This is a genomic window from Salibaculum griseiflavum, assembly GCF_003129565.1.
Classification (GTDB): Bacteria; Pseudomonadota; Alphaproteobacteria; order Rhodobacterales; family Rhodobacteraceae; genus Salibaculum; species Salibaculum griseiflavum.
On sequence record NZ_QETF01000004.1, the window covers coordinates 160,612 to 186,137 of the forward strand.

Below are 25,526 nucleotides of genomic sequence, written 5' to 3' on the forward strand. Positions count from 1 at the left end.
CCCGGTTGGTGGGGCGGCAGCCGCCCCGGTTCGTGTTTGGCCTCAGCGCGAGGCGTGGAATGTCTTGCCCAGTGACCCGGGCGCGCGTCCGGCTGCCAATATGACAAGAACGAGGATGGTCGCAACATAGGGCGACATGGACAGGTACTCGACGGGGATCGCGAGGCCCGCCGCCTGAAGGTTCAACTGCAACACGGTCACGCCGCCGAAGAGATAGGCGCCCAGCAGAAGCCGCAAGGGCTTCCAGCCCGCGAAGACGACGATGGCCAGGGCGATCCAGCCGGCGCCGGCGGTCATGCCCTCGGTCCATTGGGGCACCCGGACAAGGCTGATATAAGCGCCCCCCAGACCGGCGCAGGCCCCGCCGAACATGATCGCCCCGAAGCGGATCAGCACCACGCGATAGCCAAGGGCATGGGCGGCCTCGTGGTTCTCGCCGACCGCGCGCAACACAAGGCCGGCGCGGGTGCGGGACAGGAAATACCAGACCGCGACCACCAGCAGCAGACCAATATAGACCATGCCGTCATGGCGGAACAGAACCGGCCCCAGCACCGGCAGATCCGACAGGATGGGAATGTCGAGTTTCGGAAAGGCCGGTGGGCGGGCATCGGCAAAACTCTGGCCCAGAAGCGCAGACAGGCCCAGCCCGAACAGCGTCAGGGCCAGGCCGGTTGCCACCTGGTTGGACAGCAGCACCTGTGTCAGCACCGCGAAGAGGAAAGACAGCATCAGCCCCCCCAGCGCCGCCCCCGCGAAGCCGAGCCAGGCATTGCCCGTTAGCGTGGAAAAGATGATGCCGCAGGCCGCGCCGGTGATCATCATGCCCTCGACGCCCAGGTTCAGCACGCCAGCGCGTTCCACGACCAACTCGCCGAGGGCGGCCAGAAGGATCGGGGTCGAGGCCACCATGAGCGAGGCCAGTAGAAGGAGCGGGTTGATCGAAGACAGGTCCATCACGCCACCTTTTGCCGGCCGAACCGGATCCGGAAATTCGTCATCACGTCCACCGCCAGCAGGAAGAACAGCAGCATGCCCTGGAAGAGCTGGATCGCCGAGCGCGGCAGTTGCAGATTCATTTGCGCCAGCTCGCCGCCGATATAGGTCAGGGCCATGAGGAACCCGGCCAGCAATATGCCCACCGGGTGCAGGCGGCCCAGGAAGGCCACGATGATCGCGGTGAACCCGTATCCCACGTTGAAACTGGCCAGCACCTGCCCCGAGGGGCCCGCCACCTCGAACATGCCGGCCATCCCGGCCAGTGCCCCGGACAGCCCGAGGCAGATCAGCACCATCTTGTCGGCGCTTACCCCGGCAAAGGCGGCGGCGCGGGGGCTTTGCCCGGCCAGGCGGACATTGAACCCGAAGATATGTCGGCTCAGCAGGATATAGGCGGCCACCACGGCGAAGAACGCGGCGATGACGCCCCAATGCATGCCTGTATTGGCGATCAGCTCGGCATTATGCGCCGCCGGGTATTGCTGCAGGTTGCGGCTGCCCGGAAAGCCCATGCCATCGGGGTTGCGCAGCAGACCCAGCGCCATCGCGTCCAGCAGGAAATCGGCGACATAGACCAGCATCAGCGAGACGAGTATCTCATTGGTGCGGAAATAGACGCGCAACAGCCCCGGGATCATCGCCCAGATCAGCCCGCCCAACGTGCCGGCCACGATCATCAGCGGAAAGACCAGCCAGCGTGCCTCGGACGGGTAGAAGGCCAAGGCCAGCCCGGCCCCGAACAGCGCGCCCATGATATACTGGCCCTCGGCGCCGATATTCCAGATCCCGGCGCGAAAACCGAAGCTGAGCCCGATGGCGATCAGGATCAGCGGCGCGGCCTTGACCAGAAGCTGCGGCCTGAAATAGCTGGCGAAATCGCCGAACAGCGGGTCCCAGAAGATCGTGCGGATCGCCTCGACCGGCGGTTTGCCAAGGGCCGCGAACACAAGCCCGCCGACGATCATGGTGACGATCACGGCCAGCAGCGGCGACAGGTAGGACCAGGCCCTTGAGGGCTGGGGGCGGCGTTCCAACGTGATCATGCCAAGGCCCCCTTACCGAAACGATCAGGCGTCCACATGCGCCACCTCCATGTCATGGGCGCCGCCCAGCATCAGCCCGACCTCTTCGATGGTCAGGCCCTTTGCCGGGCGCGGGGCGCTCAGCCGGCCCTCGTTCAGGGCGGCGAAATTGTCCGAGATTTCCATCAGCTCATCCAGATCCTGGCTGATGACGATGACGGCGGCGCCCTTGGCTGCAAGGTCAAGGATGGCCTGACGGATCGCCGCTGCCGCGCTGGCATCGACGCCCCATGTCGGCTGGTTCACGACCAGCACCTCGGGGTCCTGGAGGATTTCCCGGCCGATGACGAATTTTTGCAGATTGCCCCCCGACAGCGACCGCGCCACGTTTTCGGTTCCCGGTGTGCGCACATCGAACCGGTCGATGATGACGCTGGCGAAATCTCGCGCCCCGCCCCAATCGACGAACCCGTTCTTCACAAGGTTCTTCCGGGTCTTGCCCGACAGGGCGGCATTCTCTGTCAGCGTCATGTCGGGTGCTGCGGCGTGGCCCAACCGTTCTTCGGGCGCTGCGCACAGGCCCAGCCCACGCCGGGCATTGGGCGGCACTTGTCCGATGGGCTGGCCCTTGAACTGCACCATTTGCGGGGCGGTCGGCATTTCGCCCGAAAGGGCCAGCAGCAATTCGTCCTGTCCGTTGCCCGCGACCCCCCCGATGCCCAGCACCTGGCCCGCGCGCACCTCGACCGAGATGTCGCGTAGCGGCGTGCCGAATTCCTGTGGCGAGCGGGCCGACAGCCCTTCCAGCTTCAACAGAATATCGCCCTCGGGGCCGGCCTCTCGTTCGGGCACATGCAGCGTGCCGCCGACCATCATCTCCGCCATTTCGCGGGCCGACACATCGGACGGGACGCAATCGCCAACCACCTCGCCCAGACGCAGGATCGTGGCGGTGTCACAGAGGGCGCGGATCTCTTCCAGCTTGTGCGAGATATAGAGGATCGCCGTGCCCTCGGCCTTGAGCTTGCGCAGGGTCTCGAAGAGAATTTCGACCTCCTGCGGAGTCAAAACGCTGGTCGGCTCGTCCATGATCAGCAGCTTGGGGTCCTGCAACAGGCAGCGGATGATCTCGACGCGCTGGCGTTCGCCTGCCGACAGGTCGCCCACGATGCGCGACGGGTCCAGCGGCAGCCCGTATTGTTCCGACACGTCGCGGATGCGCGCCGCCAGGTCGCGCAATGGCGGCGGGTTTTCCATGCCGAGCGCAACGTTCTCCGCGACGTTCAGCGCGTCGAACAGCGAAAAGTGCTGGAAAACCATGGCGATACCGGCCGCGCGTGCAGCCTTTGGATCGGCAGGCTCGAATGGTTGACCGTTCAGGTGCATCACCCCGCTATCGGGCTTGACCAGTCCGTAGATCGATTTGACCAGGGTGGATTTTCCCGCGCCGTTCTCGCCCAAGAGGGCATGAACCTCGCCTTGTTGGATTTCAAAGGAAACGTCGCGGTTTGCGACGACGCCCGGATAGGCCTTGGTCAGCCCAGCAAGCGCCAGCAGCGTTCGTGTCATCCTGTCCTGTCCCCCTGGGCTTTTTGCCGGCCCGACGCCGACAATAGACTGGCGGCGACGCCAACGGCAATGGCCTGCGGGTGTTTGCCAAGGGACGGATCCCCGATCGGGCAGGCAATGCGTGAAATCTGTGCGTCCGTGTGCCCCAAGGCAGCGAGTCGAGACCGGAACCGCGCCCATTTGGTCGCGGAACCGATCAGGCCGCAACTGGCGAAGCCGTGGTGCAGCAAGGCGTCGCATAGCTTGAGGTCGAGATCGTGGGAATAGGTGACGATCAGGTGGTCGGCCTGTGTCGGCGCGTGCCGGACCAGCCGGGGTGGCTCTGCCGCCACGATCGGGGTGACCCCATCGGGCAGGGCGTTCGGAAACCGGTCGGCCTCTACGTCGATCACACTGGGGGCAAAATCCGGAAGGGGGGCAAGGACGGATGCAAGGGATCGGCCAACATGGCCCGCTCCCCAGATCCAAAGTGGGCGACCTTCCGATGCGGTCAGGGCCTCGGCCTGGGCGAATTCAAGCACCACCGATCCGCCGCAGCACTGGCCCAGGGATGGGCCCAGCGGCACGGTTTCCCTGTGGGCGTCGCGGTCTTCGGCAATCATCCGGCGGGCGGTGGCGATGGCCTGCCATTCCAGCGCGCCACCGCCGATCGTGCCCTCTATTTGATCCGGGCCGACCAGCATCTCGGTGCCCGCCTCGCGCGGGGTCGAGCCTGCCGTCGATGCCACCCGGACACGGATCATGCCTGCGCCCTCTTGACCGCACGCAGCACTTCTTCGGCGGTGGCAGGGGCTTGTAGGTCGGGGAAGGCAGGCCCGCAGGCGGCACAGGCGTCCGACAATGCCAAGTGGGCGGAAATGCCCAGCATGAAGGGCGGCTCCCCCACCGCCTTGGACCGGTAGATCGTTTCGGCGCGGTTCTCGCCCTCCCAAAGGGCGACGTTGAAGATATCGGGCCGGTCGGAACAGGCCGGGATCTTGTAGGTGCTGGGCGCATGGGTGCGCAGGTGGCCAGCATCGTCCCACCACAGCTCTTCGGTGGTCAGCCAGCCCGCGCCCTGCACGTAGCCGCCTTCGACCTGGCGGATATCCAGCGCCGGGTTCAGAGAGGCGCCGGCGTCGTGCAGGATATCCGTCCGCAGGATACGGTTTTCGCCGGTCAGGGTGTCGATCACCACCTCGGTGATTGCCGCGCCATAGGCGAAATAGAAGAACGGGCGGCCTTTACCGGCGATCCGGTCCCAGGCGACCTCGGGCGTCTTGTAGAACCCGGTCGCCGACAGGCTGACGCGGTTTTCATAGGCGATCTGGGCAGCCCGGGCAAAGGGCATGACCTCGGTCCCGACGCGCACCTCGCCCTCGGCAAAGACCACCTCGGCGGGCTGCACCTGATGCAGTTCGGCCAGGCATTCGGCCATCCGGTCTCGGATCGTGTCGCAGGCGGCCTTCACCGCCATCCCGTTCAGATCGGACCCGGAAGAGGCGGCGGTTGCCGAGGTATTGGGCACCTTGCCTGTATCCGTGGCGGTGATCTTGATCGCGTCGAGCGGCAGGCCAAAGCGGCTGGCCGCGACCTGGGCGACCTTCTGGAACAGGCCCTGGCCCATTTCGGTGCCGCCGTGGTTCATGTGGACCGAGCCGTCCTGGTAGACATGGACCAGCGCCCCGGCCTGGTTAAGATGGGTCAGGGTAAAGGAGATGCCGAACTTCACCGGGCTGAAGGCGATGCCCTTTTTCAGGCGGTCATTACTGGCGTTCCACTCCGTGATCGCGGCCTTGCGACTGGCGTAATCTGCGCGCTCCAGCAGGCTGTCGGTCATCTCGTGCAGGATGAAATCCGTGACCTCCATGTGATAGGGGGTCGTGTTGCTGTCCTCGGCCGGTTGCGCGGGCGAGAATTCCCCGCCGAACCGCTTTGCCGCCCCCAGACCGGAGCTGACCTGCGTTGCGCCGCGGCTGGCGACATCACCGGGGTCCAGCTTGTTGCCGGGGGTGGGCGGCGTTGTTTCCGGTTTGCCGGTTTCTGCCAGCGGGGCCGCGCGGTAGTAATTGCGGCGGCGCAGCTCGACCGGGTCGATGCCCAGATCGTGCGCCAGGTGGTCCATGACCCGTTCGATCCCCACCATGCCCTGCGGTCCGCCGAAGCCGCGAAAGGCCGTGGCCGAGGCCATGTTGGTGCGCAGCCGGTGCGAGGTGATCCGCGCATTGGGCAGCAGATAGGCATTGTCGGCATGCAGCATGGCGCGGTCGGCCACGGGCAGCGACAGGTCTTGCGCCCAGCCGCAGCGGGTATACTGGGTGAAATCGACGGCGAGGATGCGCCCCTCGGCGTCATGTCCCACCGTGTAGTCGATGCGGAAATCGTGGCGCTTGCCGGTGATGGTCATATCGTCGTCGCGGTCATAGCGCATCTTGGCCGGCCGCCCGGTCAGTTGTGCCGCGACGGCACAGGCGACAGCCAGCGCGTTGCCCTGGCTTTCCTTGCCGCCGAACCCGCCGCCCATGCGCCGGGTCTCGACCCGCACGGCATGCATGGGCATGTTCAGCGCGTCGGCCACCTTGTGCTGGATCTCGGTCGGGTGCTGGGTCGAGGAATGCACGACCATGTCGCCGCCTTCCTGGGGCAGGGCCAGCGCCGCTTGACCTTCGAGATAGAAATGTTCCTGCCCACCCATCTCGATCCGGCCCGACAAGCGGTGCGGGGCGGCGGCCAGCGCGGCGTCCACGTCGCCCTTGGTGTAGATGCGCGGGCCGTCCTCGAAGCGCCAATCCTTCTCCAGCGCGTCCTCGATCGTGAGGACGGGCGGTTCTTCTTCATAGGTAACCTCGCCCAGCCGCGCGGCCTTGCGCGCGGCAAGATGGCTGTCGGCCACCACGAGAAACAGCGGCTGACCCGCATAATGCACGTCTCCATCGCTGAGCAGGGGTTCGTCATGGATCGACGGCGAAACGTCATTGGCGCCGGGCAGGTCGGCGGCGGTGAGCACGGCGATCACGCCGGGGGCCTGCCGGACCTTATCAAGCGCCATCGCGGTGATGCGGCCACGGGCGATGGAGGACAGCCCGAAGGCCAGGTGCACCGCGTTGCCGGGCAGGGGGATGTCATCGACATAGCGCGCCTGCCCGGTGACATGCAGGGCGGCGGCGTCATGGGGGCTTGGCTTGTGCACGCTCATGGGGTCACCTCCAGAACGTGTTGGCCCTTTCCATCGAGATCATCGAAATACCGCCGCAACAGGCCTTGTGCGGCCTCCAGCCGGTAGGCGGCAGAGGCCCGCATATCGGTGAGCGGCTGGAAGTCCTCGGCGAGGGCGGCGGTTGCGGCCTCGATCGTTTCGGGTTGCCAGGCTGCGCCGGTCAGCGCCGTCTCGGCCGCGCCTGCCCGTTTCGGGATGCCGGCCATGCCGCCGAAGGCGATGCGCGCCCCGGTGACGACGCCAACGGCCACGGTCACGTTGAAACAGCCACAAAGCGCCGAGATGTCCTGGTCGAACCGTTTCGAGATCTTGTAGCAGCGCAGCGCCGGGGCGGCTTTCGGGATCGTCACGGCCTCGACGAATTCGCCGGGCTGGCGATCCTGCTTGCCGTAATCGAGGAAGAAATCCTCGATCGGCATCTCGCGCCGGGTTTGCCCGTGGCGCAAGTGCAGTGTCGCCCCCAGCGCGATCAGGGCCGGGGGATTGTCCCCGATGGGCGACCCGTTGGCGATGTTGCCGCCGATCGTGGCGGCGTTGCGCACCTGTTCGGACCCGTAGCGGCGCACCATCTCGGCATAGGACGGATAGAGCGGGCGCAAGGCGGCCAGAACATCCGTCATCGAAGTCGCGGCGCCGATGCGCAGGGCGTCGTCTGTCTCGCTGATGCCTTTGAGGTCGGCACAGCGGTTGAGGAAGGCCACCGGGGCAAGGTCGCGCAGCCCCTTGGTGACCCAGAGCCCCACATCCGTGGCCCCGGCGATCAGCGTGGCGTCGGGGTTGGCCGCGTACCATTCGGCCAGGGCATCCGTGGTTTCGGGCAGGAACGGGGGCTCTGCCCCCGTCGCCTGCGGCGACTCCCCCGGAGTATTTTCGGCGAGATGAGAGTGATCGGCAGCGAGATGGGCGGGGACGGGCGTGCCTTCGGCGGCGCGGGCGGCGCGGATGATCGGGGCGTAGCCGGTGCAGCGGCACAGGTTGCCGGCCAGCACGTCGTCGTGATCGGTGCGGCCCGTGGCATGGGCGGTGGCCATGGAAACGACGAAGCCGGGTGTGCAGAACCCGCATTGCGACCCATGCTGGTCGATCATCGCCTGTTGAACCGGGTGCAGGGTGCCGTCGGGGGCGGCCAGCCCCTCGACCGTGCGCACGGATTTGCCGTGCAGTTGCGGCAGGAACAGGATGCAGGCGTTCAGGGCACGGGGGCCGGTTTCATCGGTGACCATCACGGTGCAGGCGCCGCAATCGCCTTCGTTGCATCCTTCTTTGGTTCCGGTGAGGCCACGGGTGTCCCGCAGCCAGTCAAGAAGCGTGCGCGTGGCCGGGGCTTCTGTTTGCACGGTCTCTCCGTTGAGAAGAAACGTGATGTTCATGAATTTGACCCGCCGCGGTACTTCTTCGTTATGGGTTCCTATGGCGCTCCGTCGATGCGGCGTAGACGGGGCCTCCCTCCTGTAGGTGACAGCATGAAAACGACGGGGCGGCGTTTTGACAAGTCTTTTCGATACCGAAAGGACTGTTCGGAGAATTTTGAAACTGTGTCCAGCCTGGCGGAAAGGTCAGGCACCGATCAGACGCCGGTGGAGGCGTGCAGGGCTGCGGACAGCGCGCCTTCCTGGTCCATGCGGTCTTCCCAGTTCCGGCGTTGCCATTCCAGCCAGCCCTGAAGCCGCATCAGCGGCGCGGCCTCGATATGACAGGTGCGCACCCGGCCTTTCTTGACGGATCGCACCAGCCCGCCGCGCTCGAGCACCTTGAGATGGCGCATGAAGGTCGGCAAGGCCATTGGGTGGGGCGCGGCCAGGTCGCTGACCGTGGCCGGGCCTAGCGCAAGCCGTTCGATCACGGCGCGGCGCGTCGGGTCGGACAGGGCAGCGAACAGGGTGTCGAAATCGTCGGCCATTTCGCCACGTAATGGCGCATTGGCTGCGCGGTCAAGACAGTTGGCTTCCGGGCTAAGCAATATTCCGCGACAAATTCCCGGGGCCGATCTTCACCCCGACGCGCGGCGGGCCTATCGTGGGCATATGAGCAGCCCCCGATTCATCCATTTGCGCACCCATACCGAGTATTCGCTGCTTGAAGGCGCGGTTCCGGTCAAGAAGCTGGCCGGTATGGCGGCGGCGGCGGGAATGCCCGCCGTTGCCGTGACAGATACCGACAACATGTTCTGTGCGCTGGAATTTTCCGAGACCGCCGCCAAGGCGGGCGTTCAGCCGATCATCGGCTGCCAGGTCGATTTGCGCTATATCGACCCCGAACCGGGCAAACGCGCCGAACCGCCCGCGCCCCTGGTCCTGCTGGCGCAATCCGAGCGCGGCTACGAGCATCTGATGAAGCTCAATTCCTGTCTCTACCTGCGCGGGGACGGGGAGTTGGCCCATGTGACACTGGACGAACTGGCCACCCATTGCGAGGACGTGATCTGCCTGACGGGCGGGCCTGACGGGCCGGTGGGGCGCCTGCTGCGAGCCGGTCAGCGCCCCGCGGCCGAGGCGTTGATGCAAAGGCTGGCGGCGGTGTTCGGCGACAGGCTCTATGTCGAACTGCAGCGCCATCCGGGCGAGGACGGCCTGCCAGAGGCCGAACAGCTGAGCGAACGCGGGCATGTCGAAATGGCCTATGCCATGGGGCTGCCCTTGGTCGCGACCAACGACGTCTATTTCCCGAAACCGGAAATCTACGAGGCCCATGATGCCCTGATCTGCATCGCGGAAGGCGCCTATGTGGACCAGAACGAGCCGCGCCGCCGGCTGACGCCGCAGCATTATTTCAAAAGCCAGGACGAGATGGCGACGCTGTTCGCCGACCTGCCCGAGGCCCTTGAAAACACCGTCGAAATTGCCCGCCGCTGCGCCTTTCGCGCCTACACGCGCGACCCGATCCTGCCGAAATTCGCCGATGACGAAGTCGAGGAACTGCGCCGCCAGGCCAACGAGGGGCTTCAGGCGCGACTGGCCGTCATCCCCCATGCGGCCAGCGTGGAGGACTACCAGAAACGGCTCGATTTCGAGCTGGAGATCATCGAAGGGATGGGGTTTCCCGGCTACTTTCTGATCGTTGCCGATTTCATCAAGTGGTCGAAGGAGCAGAACATTCCGGTCGGGCCGGGGCGTGGCTCGGGCGCGGGCAGCCTTGTGGCCTATGCGCTGACCATCACCGACCTGGACCCGCTGCGCTATTCGCTGCTGTTCGAGCGCTTCCTGAACCCCGAACGGGTTTCGATGCCGGACTTCGATATCGACTTCTGCATGGACCGGCGCGAGGAAACCATCCGCTACGTTCAGGAGAAATATGGCCGCGACAGGGTGGGGCAGATCATCACCTTTGGCGCGCTTCTGTCCAAGGCGGCGGTGCGCGACGTGGGCCGGGTGCTGCAGATGCCCTACGGGCAGGTCGACAAACTGTCCAAGATGATCCCTGTCGAGGGCGTCAAACCGGTTTCCATCGAAAAGGCATTGGCGGATGAGCCACGCCTGCGCGAGGCCGCCAAGGAAGAAGAAGTGGTGGACCGGCTGCTGACCTATGGTCAGCAGATCGAGGGGCTGCTGAGGAATGCCTCGACCCACGCCGCCGGGGTGGTGATCGGTGACCGCCCGCTGGATGAGCTGGTGCCGCTCTACCAGGACCCGCGCTCGGACATGCCCGCGACCCAGTTCAACATGAAATGGGTGGAACAGGCCGGGCTGGTCAAGTTCGACTTCCTGGGTCTCAAGACCCTGACGGTGATCCAGAACGCGGTGGACCTGATCCTGAAATCGGGCCGCTCGCTGCATGTGGCCGCCGATGGCACGCAGCTCTATGACCCCGAACCGGGGACCGAGAACCAGATCAACGCGATCCCGCTGGATGACGCGAAATCCTACGAGCTTTACGCCGCAGCCAAGACCGTGGCGGTGTTCCAGGTGGAAAGCTCGGGCATGATGGACGCGCTGCGCCGGATGAAACCGGACTGTATCGAGGATATCATCGCGCTGGTCGCGCTTTATCGTCCCGGCCCGATGGAGAACATTCCCAAGTTCTGCGAGGTCAAGAACGGCCAGTCCGAACGCGATTACCTGCACCCCTCGATCGACCATATCCTGGACGAGACACAGGGCATCATCGTCTACCAGGAACAGGTGATGCAGATCGCCCAGGAGATGGCCGGCTACAGCCTAGGTGGCGCCGACCTGCTGCGCCGCGCCATGGGCAAGAAGATTCAAGAGGCGATGGACGCCGAACGCCCGAAATTCATTGCCGGGGCCAAGGAAAACGGGGTCGATGACAAGAAGGCGCTGGAGGTCTGGAACCTTCTCGACAAGTTCGCCAATTACGGCTTCAACAAGTCCCACGCGGCGGCCTATGCGGTGGTCAGTTACCAGACGGCCTGGCTGAAGGCGAACCATCCGGTCGAGTTCATGGCGGGTGTCATGAATTGCGACATCCACCTGACCGACAAGCTGGGCGTCTATTTCCAGGAGGTGAAGAAGGGCCTCGGCCTGCCCTGGGCGCCGCCCTGTGTGAACCGCTCGATGGCCATGTTCGACGTGCAGGACGGGGCGCTGATCTACGGGCTGGGGGCGCTCAAGAATGTCGGCGTCGAGGCGATGAAGCTGATCGTCGAGGGGCGTCAGGACGAGGGGCGCGACAAACCCTTTGCCACGCTGTTCGATTTCGCCCGCCGGGTGGATTTGAAACGGATCGGCAAGCGGCCGCTGGAAATGCTGGCGCGGTCCGGGGCCTTCGACGTGCTGGACCCGAACCGTCGCCGGGTCTTCGAAAGCCTTGAGGCGCTGATGGGCTATTCCGCAGCCGTGCACGACCAGAAATCCTCAAGCCAGGTGTCGCTCTTTGGGGAGGCCGGCGACGACCTGCCCGAACCGCGCCTGTCGGCGGCGCAGGATTGGCTTCCGGCCGAACGGCTGGCCGAGGAATTCAAGGCCGTCGGCTTTTACCTGTCGGGTCATCCGCTGGACGATTACATGGTCGCCCTTCGCCGTCAGAAGGTCATGACGCTGGACGAGGTCGCCGCCAAGGCCGAGCGGGGCGCGCATGTGGCCAAGATGGCGGGCACCGTATCCGGGAGGCAGGAACGCAAGTCGGCGCGCGGAAACCGCTTTGCCTTCGTACAGCTGTCGGACCCGACGGGCAGTTACGAGGTCACGATGTTCTCGGACACGCTGGAAGTGGCGCGCGACCATCTGGAAACCGGCGCGCAGGTCGTCGTTACCGTCGAGGCGACGCTGGAGGCCGATCAGCTCAAATTGCTGGGGCGCAGCGTGGCCCCAATCGACGCCGCGGTGGCCGATGTCGCGGCCGCGGGGCTGCGGGTTTTCCTGGCCGAGGACGAACCGCTGGCCGCCATCGCCAACATTCTCGAAGATGCCCGGACCAGTGGCGTCAAGGGGGGGCGCGGGCCGATCACCTTCACCATCGACACGCGCGGCGATCAGGGCGAGGTGGACGTGGAATTGCCCGGCGAGTTCCCGGTCAATCCCCAGATCAAGGGCGCGCTGCGATCCCTGCCCGGCGTGATCGAGGTGCAGGAGGTCTGAGCCTGCTTGCCGTTTCGTGCAAGTGGACGCCAACGGCCCCCTGCGTTAGACCCGGGGAGGAGCAACCGGACGAGGGCCATAAATGGGCCGCATCATTCCTATCATCGCGCTGCTGGGCGTCCTGAGTGCCTGCGGCGCCGGGCGCGATGTGCCACGCCTGTCCGATGTGCAGACCGACGAGGCCCAGGCGAACCTGGCTGCGCGCGACACCGGTGGTGGCGGCGGGTTCCTGTCGGGCCTCTTCAACCGGCGCGCCGAAAACCCCGATGCAGCGATCATCGAGGCTGCTGTGAGCGAGGCGGCGGGCATCGGCGGCGCCGCGCCAGTGGAAACCGCCCGCGAGCCCGAGGCCGCCCCACGGCGGGGCGGGCTGTTCGGCCTGTTTCGTGGCCGCACCACCACGCCCGAGCCAGAGGCGCCCTCGAATGACGCGGTCGAGGCCGGGACCATGCTTCCCTTCGGCGCATATGCACGGGTTTGCGACCTGCCGCGGGACCGGCGCGGGACGCGCGTGGCGCGCCTGTCGGGCCATGGCGTCTACGACTCGATCCCCAACTCCACCGCCGCGCGCCCGCATTACATCACCGGCTTTGCCGATGGCTGCGCGCGCACCTTCACCGCCGCCGTGGTCGTGCCTGCCGATGCCGAAACCCATGAATTCATCCGCTACACCGCGCGGCCGGATCGGCCCTACAGCGAGGTGGACGACGCCTACGAGGCGCTCAAGGCCTCGGTCTGCCGGGTCGGCCGGGGTCGTCCCTGTGGGGACCGGATCGAGCAGCTGACGCGCCAGACCGAGTTCCTGACGATCTATGAACGGTTCGAATCCGAAACCTCGCCCTGGGCCGAGATCCTGTTGCATGACGGGGCGGTGCTGGCGATGGATATCGGCACCGAGTAGCGCCCTACCAGTGCGGCGGCCTCTGGTCGGCCAGCGGCACGCTGTCACCCGCGTCGTATTCCCGTTCGGCCTCGCGCTGCATGAGCATGGCGACCCGGCGGTTCAGCCGGTCGATCTCGCCTTCCTGCCGGGCGATGATGTCCGACAGGTCGTCGACGCTGCGCAGCAGGTGGGCGATCTTTTCTTCGAGTGCGGTCTGGTCAGCCATGTCCGTGACATAGGCGTGAAACCACGGGCTTGCCAAGGGGCGATACGTTGCGCCCCGGCGCGGGCCGGGTTAAACGCGCGCTCGAAACGCCCAAGATCGCCCATGCGAAGGATCCCGACATGGCCAAGCAGAAGAAAGCCCCGCGCCCCAAGGCCGTCACGCCCAAGGGGTTCCGCGACTATTTCGGCGCAGAAGTCACCCAGCGCGCCGAGATGCTGCGCACGATCGCCGGGGTCTATCATCGCTATGGCTTCGAGGCGCTGGAAAGCAGCGCGGTGGAAACGGTCGAGGCGCTGGGCAAGTTCCTTCCGGATGTGGACCGCCCGAACGAAGGCGTCTTTGCCTGGCAAGAGGCCGATGTGCCCGGCGGTGGGGCGGGCGACTGGCTGGCCCTGCGCTATGACCTGACCGCGCCGCTCGCGCGCGTCTATGCCCAGCACCGCAACGAGTTGCCGACCCCCTATCGCCGCTACGCGATGGGCCCGGTCTGGCGCAACGAGAAACCCGGCCCCGGTCGGTTCCGCCAGTTCTATCAATGCGATGCGGATACGGTGGGCAGCGGGTCCGTCGCCGCCGATGCCGAGATCTGCGCCATGCTGGCCGACACGCTGGAGGCCGTCGGCATCCCGCGCGGGTACTACGTGGTCCGCGTGAACAACCGGAAGGTTCTGAACGGGGTGTTGGAGGCCATGGGCCTCGCCGAAGACGAGGAACGCAGCGCCGCCGTGATGCGCACCATCGACAAGTTCGACAAGGTCGGTGAGGCGGGCGTGCGGGAGTTGCTTGGCAAGGGCCGACTGGACGCCTCGGGGGCGTATATCGATGGTGTTGGACTAACCGAGGAGCAGGCGGAGCCGGTAATTGCCTTGCTGACGGCACGCACTCGGCTTAACGAAATAGGGCCGGATCAAGACCCGGCGATCAGCTATAATACTGTTGTTCTGAACACACTTTCCCAATTGGTTCCTGCCACAGGCGAGGGGATGAAAGGCGTCGAAGAACTCATGCAAATCGCCAACCTTCTGGCCGCCCAAGGCTACGGCCCCGACCGGATCGTCATCGACCCCTCGGTCGTCCGGGGTCTTGGCTATTACACCGGCCCTGTCTTCGAGGCCGAGCTGACCTTCGAGATCACCGACGAAAAGGGCCGCCCGCGCCAGTTCGGTAGCGTGGCGGGGGGCGGGCGCTATGACGATCTCGTCAAGCGGTTCACCGGGCAGGAGGTCCCGGCCACGGGGGTGTCCATCGGGGTCGACCGCCTGCTGGCCGCGCTGCATGCCAAGGGGCGGATGCAGGCCGAAACCCAAGGCCCCGTCGTCGTCACGGTCATGGATCGCGACCGCATGGCCGATTACCAGGCCATGGTGGCGGAGCTGCGCAATGCGGGCATCCGCGCCGAGGTCTACCTGGGCAACCCCAAGAATTTCGGCAACCAGCTGAAATATGCGGACAAGCGCAATTCCCCCGTCGCCATCATCGAGGGCGGCGACGAAAAGGAAAAGGGCATCGTCCAGATCAAGGACCTGGTCCTAGGTGCCAAGATCGCCGAGACCGCCAGCCTTGAGGAATGGAAGGACCGGCCCAGCCAGTTCGAAGTGCCGCGCGACCAGATGGTGGCCAAGGTGCAGGACATCCTGAAAGGGCAGGGCCAGTGACACGGTCCGCCTACCGCGCCGAAGGCCGCGCCATAGGCGAGCGCTGTCTTGCCGCCTTGCGCGATGCGGGGGCCGAACAGGTGGATGCCGACATCCTGCAACCGGCCAGTGTCCTGCTGGACCTTTACGGCGAGGATATAAGGGGTCGGGCCTATGTCACCGCCGACCCGCTGCGCGGCGAACAGATGCTGCGCCCGGATTTCACCGTGCCCATCGTGCGCCGGCACATGGAAAACGGGGCGGAACCGGCCCGCTATACCTATCTGGGCGCGGTCTTTCGCCAGCAGGATTTCGACGAAAGCCGCGCCACGGAATCGCTTCAGGTCGGCTATGAGCTCTTCGACCGCGACACCCCCAGCGCCGATGCCGAGGTCTTTGCCACCATCGCCGGGCTTCTGGGCGACGCGCCCTTGCGGGCGGCGACCGGCGATATCGGTATCCTGCGGGCCGCCGTCCTGGGGCTGAACACCACCGAACGGCGCAAGGCGGCCCTGTTGCGCCACCTGTGGCGGCCGCGCCGGTTCCGGCAATTGCTCGACAGGTTCGGTGGCCGCAGCCCGGTGCCAGCCGCCCGCGCCGCGCTGCTGGAACAGGCCGATCCGATGGCCGATCTGCCCCCGGTGATGGGCCTGCGCAGCGAAAGCGAGATCGCCATTCGTGTTGCCGCCCTGAAAGAGGATGCCGCCGCAGATCCGATTTCCACCACCGAGTTGGACCTGATCGACGCGCTGCTGGCCCTGTCGGAAACCTGCCCGAACGTGTTGGTGGCATTGCGCGACCTCAGCGTCGACCTGCCCGCCATCGGCGCGGCGGTGGACGGGTTGTCGGCGCGGCTCGATGCGCTGGGCGCGCGGGGCGTGGATGTCGATGCGCTGCCCTTCGAGGGCAGCTATGGCCGCACCTCGATGGAATATTACGACGGCTTCGTTTTCGGGTTCTACGCCGAAAGCCGCCCGGACCTGCCGCCTGTGGCCACCGGCGGGCGTTATGATGCGCTGACCGCCGTGCTGGGCGGCGGCACCGGTGTGCCGGCGGTGGGTGGTGTCATCCGCCCCGAAGTGCTGGCCGAACTGGAGGCGGGCGCATGACGCTGAAACTGGGTGTGCCGTCCAAGGGGCGGCTGATGGACAAGACCTTTGACTGGTTCGCCGATCGCGGCGTGACGCTGCGCAAATCGGGCGGCGAACGTGAATATGCCGGTGCGGTCGACGGGATCGACGGGGTCGAACTGGTGCTGCTTTCGGCCGGGGAAATCCCGCGTGAACTGGCGGCGGGGCGCATCCATCTCGGTGTAACCGGGTCCGATCTGGTGCGCGAACGACTGGCCAATTGGGACAGCCGCGTGGTGGAGCTGGCGCAGATGGGGTTCGGCGGGGCCGACCTGATCATTGCGGTGCCGCAGGCCTGGATCGACGTGGACACGCTCGACGATCTGGATGCGGTGGCGGCGGCGTTCCGAGCCGCCCATGGCCACCGTTTGCGCATCGCCACCAAGTATCACCGGCTGGTCCGCGATTTCCTGCGCCATCACGGCGTCGCCGATTACCAGCTTGTGGACAGCCAGGGCGCGACCGAGGGCACTATCCGCAATGAAACCGCCGAGGCCATTGCCGACATCACCTCGACCGGGGAAACGCTGCGGGCCAACGGGTTGAAGATCCTGTCCGATGGGCTGATCCATTCCAGCCAGGCGACCCTGTTCCGGGGACGCCGCCGAGGATGGACCGATGCGCAGCGCGCCACGTTGAAGGCGCTGGAGGCGCAACTGGGCCTGTAGCGGGGCAGAATGTCCGAGACATCCTGCGAACCGCTCAGATCACACCAATTTCCGCCAGGGCCGCGCTCAGCTCGGCGGGCAGGTCCTCTTCCTGCGCGCGGCCCTCGGGCAGGTCGCGCGGGGCGTCCTCGGGCTTGAGGTAGCGCCAGCCCTGGAACGGGCGTTTTGGGGCTGGTGTCACGCGGATGATCTGCGGGTCCAGCACGATGGCGCAGCGGCGGATGCCGTCGCCGCCCTGCACCTCGTCCAGCCGCAGGATCTGCTGGCGGCACTGGATCAGGCCCTTGAATACCCAGAAGATCGACCCGCCCTGCAGCAGCTCGTCCTCGCGCTTGGGCCACATGCGCGTGACATGGCGCGGATATCCATCGACCGTCTGTGCGCGTTTTTGGGATTGCCACCGGGACAGGCTTTCGACAGTTTCGGTGCCCACTGACAGTTTTTGCAGATGCAGTTTCGCGGTCACGTCCGCCACCCCAGATGTTCGCGTGATGTTCACATAGCGCGCTATATCTGGTAGGGTAGGGGTCTTCCGCCGATTCTGCCACCCGCTGCTCCTTTGACCCCTGGGAGGGACCATGACCCGTTTCGCCGCGCCGATCGCCGAACAGATCTGGGATATGAAATACCGCCTGAAGAATGGCGACGGATCACCCATCGATGCCACGGTCGAGGACAGCTGGGACCGGATCGCCGATGCGCTGGCCGCGGTCGAGGACGATCCGGCAGAATGGGCGCCGAGATTCCGCGCCGCGCTGGACGATTTTCGGTTCCTGCCCGCGGGCCGCATCACCGCCGGGGCGGGCACGGACCGCAGCGTGACCCTGTTCAACTGCTTCGTCATGGGCACGATCCCGGACACGATGGCAGGGATCTTCGACAGCCTGAAAGAGGCCGCGCTGACCATGCAGCAGGGCGGCGGCATCGGCTATGATTTCAGCACGATCCGTCCGCGCGGTGCCGTTGTGAAGGGCGTGGCCGCCGATGCCTCGGGGCCGCTCAGCTTCATGGATGTCTGGGATGCCATGTGCCGCACCATCATGTCCGCTGGCAGCCGCCGGGGCGCGATGATGGCCACCATGCGCTGCGACCACCCTGATATCGAGGATTTCATAACCGCCAAGTCCGACGCCGCCCGGCTGCGCATGTTCAACATGTCGGTTCTGGTGACCGACCCGTTCATGGAGGCGGTCAAGGCCGACCATGCCTGGGATCTGGTCTGGGAGGGCGCCGTGGTGCGCACGGTCAAGGCCCGCGACCTGTGGGACAAGATCATGCAATCGACCTATGATTACGCCGAGCCGGGCGTGATCTTCATCGACCGCATCAATGCGATGAACAACCTCAACTATTGCGAGACCATCGCGGCCACCAACCCCTGCGGCGAACAACCCCTGCCGCCTTATGGTGCCTGTCTTCTCGGGTCGATCAACCTGGCGCGTCTGGTGCGCGACGCCTTCGAGAAGGGCGCGGCAATCGACGAGGGGGAACTGGACGAGCTGGTCGCGACCGCCGTGCGGATGATGGACAACGTCGTCGATGCGTCGCGCTTCCCGCTGGAAGCGCAGGCACAGGAAGCCCGTGCCAAGCGCCGGATCGGGCTGGGCGTGACGGGGCTGGCCGATGCGCTGCTGATGGTCGGGCTGCGCTATGGCTCCGAGGAGGCGGCGCGCCAGACCGAGCGCTGGTTGCACGCGATTGCCCGCGCCGCCTATCGGGCCTCGGTGCAATTGGCCAAGGAAAAGGGCGCCTTTCCGCTGTTCGATGCGGACGGCTACCTGGCAAGTGGTGCCATGCAGCAGATGGACGAGGACGTGCGCGCCGAGATTGCCGAACACGGGATCCGCAACGCGCTGCTCACCTCGGTCGCGCCCACGGGCACGATCAGCCTCTATGCCGGGAACGTGTCCAGCGGGATCGAACCGGTCTTTGCCTATAGCTACACCCGCAAGGTGCTGCAGAAAGACGGCAGCCGCACCGAGGAAGAGGTCGTGGATTACGCAGTGCAGATGTATCGCGAGAAGTTCGGCGAGGACGCTGACCTGCCAGAGTATTTCGTGAACGCCCAGACGCTGGCGCCCATGGATCACGTGCGGATGCAGGCCGCTGCGCAGAAATGGGTCGACAGTTCCATCTCCAAGACCATCAACGTGCCTGAAGATATCTCGTTTGATGATTTCAAGGATGTCTACATGGAAGCGTGGGACACGGGGTGCAAAGGCTGCACCACCTATCGGCCCAATGACGTGACCGGGTCCGTGTTGTCCGTGGACGAGGACAAGAAGTCCGAGGACAAGCCAGAGGTTCTGGCCGATGCCAATGCCGGTGACGTGATCTACATGACCGAGCCGCTGGAACGGCCGACCGAGTTGGAGGGTGCGACCTACAAGTTGAAATGGCCTGACAGCGAACATGCCATCTACATCACGATCAACGATATCGTGCATGGCGGGCAGCGCCGCCCCTTCGAAGTGTTCATCAATTCCAAGAACATGGAGCATTTCGCCTGGACCGTTGCACTGACGCGCATGATCTCGGCGGTGTTCCGGCGCGGCGGGGACGTGTCCTTCGTGGTCGAGGAACTCAAGGCGGTTTTCGATCCGCGCGGCGGGGCCTGGATGCGGGGCCGCTACGTGCCCTCGATCCTTGCGGCCATCGGCGGGGTGATCGAAAAGCACATGGTCGCCATCGGCTTCCTCGCAGGCGAAGGCATGGGCCTGAAATCCGATCCGCAGGCGGAGGCGGTCAACATGACGCCCAAGAAGGCCTGTTCGTCCTGCGGCAGCTACGACATGCGCATGATCGAAGGCTGCATGACCTGCGCCGCCTGCGGCTATTCCAAGTGCGGCTAGTCCGTTCGGCGGCCTGTGTCGCCGGCTGACAGGGCCGCGACGATCGCGTCAAGGCCGTCGGTCAGGGCGGCCGGCCCAGGTTGCAGGATCAGCGGCGACTTGATCTCGTGGATGCGGCCCGTGCTCACGGCCGGTATTCTGTTCCAGCCGGGGCGGGCGGCGATCTTTTCGGGGCGCACCTTCTTGCCGCACCATGAGGCGAGGATCACGTCAGGTTCGGCCGCGATCACATCGGCGTCGCTGACGATCCGGTCGCGGGCCTTGTCCTTGCCGGCAAGTTCGGGGAAGGCCTCTTGCCCGCCGGCAATCTCGATCAGTTCCGAAACCCACCCGATCCCCGTGATCATCGGCTCGTCCCATTCCTCGAAATAGACCCTCGGGCGCGGGCGGCCCTCGGCCCGCGCGGCCACTTGCGCCAGCCGCCGCTGGTAATGATCGACCAGCCGGGCCGCCTTGCGGGGCTGGCCGACGGTCGCGCCGAGGTGCCGGATCATGGCGAAAATCCCGTCGATATCGCGTTGGTTGTAGCCCATCACGGCCACGCCCTCGCGCAGCAAGGCCGCGGCGATATCGGCCTGCAGGTCCGAGAAGGTGAGCACCAGATCCGGGTCCAGGGCGAGGATTTTCGGAATATCGGCCGAGGTGAAGGCAGCGACGCGCGGTTTTTCGCGCCGCACCCTTTTGGGGCGCACGGCATAGCCCGTCACCCCGACGATCCGCGCCTCTTCACCCAGAAGATACAGCGTTTCGACCGTTTCCTCTGTCAGGCAGACGATGCGTTCGGGGGGAAAGGTCCTCATCGACGGCCCTTTCGGTCCGGCGGTGCGGGGCAGGTCCAGAGCCGGTCAACGCGCCGCGCCCGCGCGCCGCCGCGCCGCCGGGCGGGCGGCATGGACAGGGGCAACGGCGCAAGGGGCGTGGTCAGCGAGGCCTCGACCAGTTGGCAAAAGGCCTCGACCGCGGGGGAACAGGTTCGGAAATCGGCCGCCCGGGCCAGCGCGTGCCGGGCCGCACGTGTGTAGTCGGCCTCACCGGGCAGGCCGGCGATCCATTGCATGTAGCCAAGCTGGCCCATCTGGCGCGCCCTGTCGGGCGGCATCGGGCCGGTATCGAGTTGGGAAATCGTGTGGTCCAGTAGCATCGCGCCCTCCGCGCAAGGGAGCGGGCGTCAGGGGCAACGGCGATGTCTCAGGGCCGGATCGGTCCATCTGTCGTCTCTCCGTTCCCAGGGCACCCCGCCCGGGTTCAAGGTGACTGCGGCACGCGGTTCGCGCGCCGGAGATGGCAGGTCTCCTGACTTGCGGGTCGCTGCTTTCCCGAACCTTCCCGGGCCTCTCGGGGCCCAGTGGCGTTCATCGGGGTCGCTCGCCGCTCACAGTTGCGGGGGCAGTCACGGAATGGGGCGGGTCGCCCGCACCGTGTTCCCTTTTCAGTCCGGGCTTCTCGACCCGGACACCATCATGAAATTGATCGCAGGATTCATGCGCCCTGTCCAGTCGGAGAAATGCCTGTCCACCACATCGACGGAACTTGGCCCCTGGCACGCTTTGCCCCACTGCGCGCGCCTGTCGCAGTCTTGGCCACATTCCGGACTCGACATTTCCGACACAATCAGTCAGATTAAATCCTGAGTGAAATGCTTTGTCTAATTTCGCTCCTTCGATCGGGGGGCGGCATGGCAGGAGGCCCCGATGACCGACAAGGTCAGCTTGCAAAAGAAACACCTCGCATGGCGCCGTATGGAGGCAATGGTTCTGCTTGGTGAAGATGGGGGCTGGTTGCCTGCGAAGACGAACAGATCATCAACCAACTCGCCTGGCGGCTCGCCGAAGAGCGGTGGCCGGGCAATGACCGGGACGGCCTGAAATCATGATCATCTGCCACTGCCAGAACATCACGGACAGCGACATCCATGCCGCTATCGACTGGATGCGGCGCTCGGACACGGATACCCTGATCACACCGGGCAAAATCTATCGGGCCCTTGGCAAGGCAGCGGACTGTGGCAGCTGCATGCCGTTGTTCCTTGCAACCATGCGCAGCAGCGCCGCGCTGGAAATTCCGGCAGAACTGACCGGTCTGCGCAAGGGCGCTGCCGCGACCGGTCGGGATTGAGTCACTCCGTATCTGCCTTAGTCTCTATCCCAAGGCGGGCGATTCCTCGCCCGAACAGCAAGAGAAGGACACCCCATGAAAGGCGACGAAAAGGTCATTGAATACCTCAACCGTGCATTGCGCAGCGAACTGACCGCTGTCAGCCAGTATTGGCTGCACTACCGCATGCAGGAAGACTGGGGCCTGTCGCACATGGCCGCGAAAAGCCGCGAGGAAAGCATCGAGGAAATGCACCATGCGGACAAGCTGATCGACCGGATCATCTTCCTCGGCGGCCATCCGAACCTGCAGAAACTCGACCCGCTGCGCATTGGCCAGTCCCCGCGAGAGACGCTGGATTGTGACCTGGCCGCCGAACACGAGGCGCGCGCTCTACAAAGAGGCGCGGGATCACTGCAATTCCGTGGGCGATTACGTGACCATGAAACTTTTCGAGGAACTCATGGCTGATGAAGAGGGCCATATCGACTTCCTTGAAACACAGATCGAGCTCTATGACCGGTTGGGCGAAGCCGGTTACATCCAGGTCAATGCCGTCAAGATGGACGAGGCCGAGTAACCTTTGCTTGTCCGCATGCGACTCTGACACAGCAGCCCCCGGTGTGCCGTGTCGGCACCACCGGGGTTTTTTGCGTATGGGGGGTCGCATGCCGGGACGGTTCAGTCGTATAGAAGACCGGCGTGGGGGCGCACATTTTGGGGAATCGACCTGACAATGACGCCACGCGAGTTTCTTGTTTCCGCTGCGCTTTTGCTTGCGCTGTCCCTTCCTGCCGCCGCGCAGGAGCGAGAGACGCTCGGCTGGGGCCGCATCCTGAACAATGACTTTCTGGGCGACGGCAAAGACCGCTGGCGCAGTTCGTCCTACGGTGTGTCGCTGGTGCGGGGGCCGGGTTGGTCAGGGGATTTGCCGGGCCGGGCCGGGCAGATCCTCGAATACCGGCTGCGCGGCGAGATTATCGCGCCGCGCGCCCTGAACGGGCCGCAATCGGACGACCGCGCCTATGCCGGGATGCTGAGTGTCGGGCTGCATACCCATTGGGCGCGGCACGGTGTCGAGGCCAGCATGGGTGTCGATATTATCGCGACCGGTCCGCAGACGGGATGGACGGACGCGCAGGACTGGTTCCACGACCTGGTGAACCAGCCGCGCCCGTCACCGTCCGTCATCGCCAACCAGGTGCCGGATGGCATCCATCCCACGGCAACAGTCGAACTGGGCTATCCGGTGGCCCTTTCCGCCCGAACCGAGGCGCGCCCCTTCATCGAGGCGCAATACGGCCTCGAAGACCTGGTGCGCGTCGGTGTCGATTTTCGGCTCGGCGAACTGGGCGACGGGGCGCTGGACCTGCGCGATCCCACCACTGGACAGCGCTACCGGGCGGTCACCCAGGACCGTGGCGGCTGGGAATGGGTTGCCGGGGCGGATGTCGCCTTGGTCGGGGACAGCATGCTGTTCCCCGCCGGTTTCGGCACACAGACCCGCGACAGCCGGTGGCGCCTGCGGCTCGGTAGCCATTGGCAGGGCGGCAAGGATGTCACTTTTTTCTACGGCGCCACCTACCTGTCGGAGGAATATGTCGGCCAGCCCGAAGGGCAGGTCGTTGGCTCCATCAAGCTGAATTTCAAATTCTGACACCGAGTCCGATTTTCAACGCTTTCCGAAATAGTTGCTCGCCACCCTTGAAGTGTCTTGATCCACGCGAATCAGCTCTGTTAACCCTGTCCACAGAACCCGCACGCAGAGGCGGGGCGAAACAAGAGGCAGAAGACAGGCATGAAAACGGGCTTGCGTGGCGCGTTCGTCATTTCCTGGTCGCAGACGGAACTGGATGGGTTCTGGTCCGCCCCGCTTGAACAGCTTGGCGTGGGCACGACCTGGTCCTGGACGGGCGAAGCGGTACGGGTCGATGGACCGGCGGATATCCTGCCCCTTGGCGAGGCCGAGGGAGAGGCGGACCTGCGCCGGCGCGCGGCTATGAGCGTGCGTCGGTTGCTGAAGGCGGTTGAAATCAACACGAGTAAACTCGACCAGGTCGAGGTGACCCCGACGACGGCGGACCGCGCGTTCACCGTCACCGACGGTCGCGAGACCTGGACCGTCACATTGATCGAGGGCGAGACCCGCTCGGCCCTTTGGTGCATGTTCCTCGGCGATCCGCCCCCACGTCATACGGATCTTTGGGTGGTCAACCACACGCTCGACCTCGACGCACGCGACCAGGCCGAAGCGCCGGGCGGCGTCATCTGCTTTACCCCCGGCACGATGATCCAGACCGAGAACGGTCCCCTGCCGATCGAGCAGATCGGCGAAGGCTGCAAGGTGCAGACCAAGGACAATGGCTGCCAGGAGGTGCTTTGGACCGGCCAACGCCGGATCACCGGCGCGCGGCTCTACGTGATGCCGGACCTCGCGCCGATCCGGTTGCAGCGGGGGGCACTTGGCGCCGATGTCCCCGATCCGGGGCTGCTCGTGTCGCCGGACCACCGTGTGATGGTCAAGGGCGCCGCGGCACGCAGCCTTTTTGCCACCGACGAAGTGCTGGTCGCGGCGCGCGATCTGGTCAATGATCACAGTATCATCGTGGATCGCAGCGTGCGCGAGGTGGTGTATCACCATATGCTGCTGCCCGGTCACGAGATCGTTTTTGCAAACGGTGTCGAGAACGAGAGCTTTCATCCCGCCTCGGCCGGGTTGGAAACCCTTGGCGACGACGACCGTTCGCGCCTCTTGGCGCAGGTGCCGGAACTGGCGCGCGACGTGAATGCCTACGGGCCCTATGCGCGCCGTGTCGTGTCGCGGACCGAGGCGGCGATCCTGCGGCACGACCTGGTCGCCTGATCCAACGCAATAGGTGTTGACAGCATCCCCGTGCCCGCGTATCCGGCGCGCTCATTGGTGTTGGTGGACCCCGCAAGGGGAAACCTGTCGTCCCGGCAAATACCGGGAAGGAGGACAACGCCCTTCGAAACCTGAACGAAGGAGATCAGCCGTGACCAAACGCACGTCTGCCAAGTACAAAATCGACCGCCGGATGGGCGAAAACATCTGGGGCCGTCCGAAATCCCCCGTCAACCGTCGCGAATATGGCCCCGGCCAGCACGGCCAGCGCCGCAAGGGCAAGATGTCCGACTTCGGCCTGCAGCTGCGCGCCAAGCAGAAGCTGAAGGGCTACTACGGCGACCTGACCGAAAAGCAGTTTCGCCGCATCTTTGCCGAGGCCGAGCGCCTGCGTGGCGACACCGGCGAACAGCTGATCGGTCTGCTGGAACGCCGCCTGGACGCGGTCGTTTACCGCGCCAAGTTCGTTGCGACCATCTTCGCGGCCCGCCAGTTCGTGAACCACGGCCATGTCCGCGTGAATGGCAAGAAGGTCAACATCCCATCCTACCGCGTCAAGGAAGGCGACGTGATCGAGGTGCGGGACCGGTCCAAGCAGCTGGCCTTTGTCCTTGAGGCCACGCAGCTGCCTGAACGTGACGTTCCGGACTATATCGACGCGGACCATTCCAAGCTGACCGCGACCTTTGTGCGCACCCCCGGCCTGTCGGACGTGCCCTATCCGGTCATGATGGAACCGAACCTCGTCATCGAATACTACGCACAGAACTGATCCGATCAGGATATGTGCCAGGGGCTGCGACGGGGAACCGCCGCAGCCCTTTTCATTTGCGGGTGGTCGCCGCCGTGCCCCGGC

Annotated in this window: 22 protein-coding genes, 1 pseudogene and 1 riboswitch; of the genes and pseudogenes, 12 read left to right on the forward strand and 11 right to left on the reverse strand. The window is 65.3% G+C overall.

The window, feature by feature from the left end; all coding sequences use genetic code 11:
* Nucleotides 1-42: 42 nt before the first annotated feature.
* From DFK10_RS05550 to DFK10_RS05580, 7 genes are all read right to left on the reverse strand, one after another.
* The gene (locus DFK10_RS05550) at nt 43-957 is read right to left on the reverse strand and encodes an ABC transporter permease (protein WP_109387447.1); all 915 of its coding nucleotides are present in this window, start codon (nt 955-957) and stop codon (nt 43-45) included.
* The gene (locus DFK10_RS05555) at nt 957-2,042 is read right to left on the reverse strand and encodes an ABC transporter permease (protein ID WP_109387449.1); all 1,086 of its coding nucleotides are present in this window, start codon (nt 2,040-2,042) and stop codon (nt 957-959) included. The genes DFK10_RS05550 and DFK10_RS05555 overlap by 1 nt, the downstream gene beginning before the upstream one ends.
* 24 nt (nt 2,043-2,066) lie before the next feature.
* A complete protein-coding gene (locus tag DFK10_RS05560; RefSeq protein WP_109387451.1) occupies nt 2,067-3,590 on the reverse strand; it encodes an ABC transporter ATP-binding protein in 1,524 nt (507 codons plus the stop codon).
* On the reverse strand, nt 3,587-4,333 hold the full coding sequence (xdhC, locus tag DFK10_RS05565) for a xanthine dehydrogenase accessory protein XdhC (protein ID WP_109387453.1): 747 nt from the start codon (nt 4,331-4,333) through the stop codon (nt 3,587-3,589). The genes DFK10_RS05560 and xdhC overlap by 4 nt, the downstream gene beginning before the upstream one ends.
* Nucleotides 4,330-6,765 carry a xanthine dehydrogenase molybdopterin binding subunit gene (gene xdhB / locus DFK10_RS05570; protein WP_109387455.1) on the reverse strand — a complete coding sequence of 812 codons (2,436 nt, stop codon included), beginning with the start codon at nt 6,763-6,765 and terminating at the stop codon, nt 4,330-4,332. The genes xdhC and xdhB overlap by 4 nt, the downstream gene beginning before the upstream one ends.
* The gene (gene xdhA / locus DFK10_RS05575; RefSeq protein ID WP_109387457.1) at nt 6,762-8,156 is read right to left on the reverse strand and encodes a xanthine dehydrogenase small subunit; all 1,395 of its coding nucleotides are present in this window, start codon (nt 8,154-8,156) and stop codon (nt 6,762-6,764) included. The genes xdhB and xdhA overlap by 4 nt, the downstream gene beginning before the upstream one ends.
* 197 nt (nt 8,157-8,353) lie before the next feature.
* Complete coding sequence (locus DFK10_RS05580) at nt 8,354-8,686, reverse strand: ArsR/SmtB family transcription factor (RefSeq protein ID WP_109387459.1); 333 nt, start codon at nt 8,684-8,686, stop codon at nt 8,354-8,356.
* 124 nt (nt 8,687-8,810) lie between these two features.
* Between DFK10_RS05580 and dnaE the strand changes: the two genes are divergently transcribed.
* Entirely contained in the window at nt 8,811-12,320 is a 3,510-nt protein-coding gene (dnaE, locus tag DFK10_RS05585; protein ID WP_109387461.1) for a DNA polymerase III subunit alpha, read from the forward strand.
* Nucleotides 12,321-12,402: 82 nt separating this feature from the next.
* Complete coding sequence (locus tag DFK10_RS05590; protein ID WP_109387463.1) at nt 12,403-13,221, forward strand: hypothetical protein; 819 nt, start codon at nt 12,403-12,405, stop codon at nt 13,219-13,221.
* A 4-nt stretch (nt 13,222-13,225) separates the two neighbouring features.
* Here the strand turns inward: DFK10_RS05590 and DFK10_RS05595 are convergent, their stop codons facing one another.
* Nucleotides 13,226-13,429, reverse strand: coding sequence for a SlyX family protein (locus DFK10_RS05595; RefSeq protein ID WP_109387465.1), 204 nt, complete (start codon nt 13,427-13,429; stop codon nt 13,226-13,228).
* A gap of 119 nt (nt 13,430-13,548) precedes the next feature.
* Here DFK10_RS05595 and hisS point away from each other — a divergent pair, with 119 nt between their 5' ends.
* The 3 genes from hisS to hisG are packed head-to-tail and all read left to right on the forward strand — an operon-like array spanning nt 13,549 to nt 16,861.
* On the forward strand, nt 13,549-15,084 hold the full coding sequence (gene hisS, locus DFK10_RS05600; RefSeq protein WP_109387647.1) for a histidine--tRNA ligase: 1,536 nt from the start codon (nt 13,549-13,551) through the stop codon (nt 15,082-15,084).
* Nucleotides 15,081-16,172: an ATP phosphoribosyltransferase regulatory subunit gene (locus DFK10_RS05605; RefSeq protein ID WP_268952204.1), complete on the forward strand. Its 1,092-nt coding sequence runs from the start codon at nt 15,081-15,083 to the stop codon at nt 16,170-16,172. Before hisS ends, DFK10_RS05605 begins: the two co-directional genes overlap by 4 nt.
* Nucleotides 16,169-16,861, forward strand: a complete 693-nt coding sequence (gene hisG / locus DFK10_RS05610; RefSeq protein ID WP_109387467.1) for an ATP phosphoribosyltransferase — start codon at nt 16,169-16,171, stop codon at nt 16,859-16,861. The genes DFK10_RS05605 and hisG overlap by 4 nt, the downstream gene beginning before the upstream one ends.
* Before the next feature lie 34 nt (nt 16,862-16,895).
* Here hisG and DFK10_RS05615 read toward each other — a convergent pair whose 3' ends face one another.
* Entirely contained in the window at nt 16,896-17,327 is a 432-nt protein-coding gene (locus DFK10_RS05615; RefSeq protein ID WP_109387651.1) for a DUF1489 family protein, read from the reverse strand.
* A 112-nt stretch (nt 17,328-17,439) separates the two neighbouring features.
* Here DFK10_RS05615 and DFK10_RS05620 point away from each other — a divergent pair, with 112 nt between their 5' ends.
* Nucleotides 17,440-19,713: an adenosylcobalamin-dependent ribonucleoside-diphosphate reductase gene (locus tag DFK10_RS05620; RefSeq protein ID WP_109387469.1), complete on the forward strand. Its 2,274-nt coding sequence runs from the start codon at nt 17,440-17,442 to the stop codon at nt 19,711-19,713.
* Here the strand turns inward: DFK10_RS05620 and DFK10_RS05625 are convergent.
* Complete coding sequence (locus DFK10_RS05625) at nt 19,710-20,513, reverse strand: cobalamin-binding protein (RefSeq protein WP_109387471.1); 804 nt, start codon at nt 20,511-20,513, stop codon at nt 19,710-19,712. The two genes, DFK10_RS05620 and DFK10_RS05625, sit on opposite strands and share 4 nt — an antisense overlap.
* A complete protein-coding gene (locus DFK10_RS05630; protein WP_146193229.1) occupies nt 20,510-20,854 on the reverse strand; it encodes a hypothetical protein in 345 nt (114 codons plus the stop codon). The genes DFK10_RS05625 and DFK10_RS05630 overlap by 4 nt, the downstream gene beginning before the upstream one ends.
* A gap of 125 nt (nt 20,855-20,979) precedes the next feature.
* A riboswitch (cobalamin riboswitch) is annotated at nt 20,980-21,188 on the reverse strand.
* A 216-nt stretch (nt 21,189-21,404) separates the two neighbouring features.
* Here DFK10_RS05630 and DFK10_RS16425 point away from each other — a divergent pair.
* The 6 genes and pseudogenes from DFK10_RS16425 (at nt 21,405) to rpsD (ending at nt 25,442) form a co-directional block, all read left to right on the forward strand.
* Nucleotides 21,405-21,578, forward strand: coding sequence for a hypothetical protein (locus tag DFK10_RS16425; RefSeq protein WP_217810065.1), 174 nt, complete (start codon nt 21,405-21,407; stop codon nt 21,576-21,578).
* 4 nt (nt 21,579-21,582) lie between these two features.
* Nucleotides 21,583-21,828: a (2Fe-2S)-binding protein gene (locus DFK10_RS05635; protein WP_109387475.1), complete on the forward strand. Its 246-nt coding sequence runs from the start codon at nt 21,583-21,585 to the stop codon at nt 21,826-21,828.
* Between the two features lie 75 nt (nt 21,829-21,903).
* Nucleotides 21,904-22,387 (forward strand): annotated as a pseudogene (gene bfr / locus DFK10_RS05640) (bacterioferritin).
* 156 nt (nt 22,388-22,543) lie between these two features.
* Entirely contained in the window at nt 22,544-23,464 is a 921-nt protein-coding gene (locus tag DFK10_RS05645) for a lipid A-modifier LpxR family protein (RefSeq protein WP_109387477.1), read from the forward strand.
* A 141-nt stretch (nt 23,465-23,605) separates the two neighbouring features.
* Entirely contained in the window at nt 23,606-24,670 is a 1,065-nt protein-coding gene (locus DFK10_RS05650) for a Hint domain-containing protein (RefSeq protein WP_109387479.1), read from the forward strand.
* 151 nt (nt 24,671-24,821) lie between these two features.
* Entirely contained in the window at nt 24,822-25,442 is a 621-nt protein-coding gene (gene rpsD, locus DFK10_RS05655) for a 30S ribosomal protein S4 (protein ID WP_109387481.1), read from the forward strand.
* The last annotated feature ends 84 nt before the right edge of the window (nt 25,443-25,526 follow it).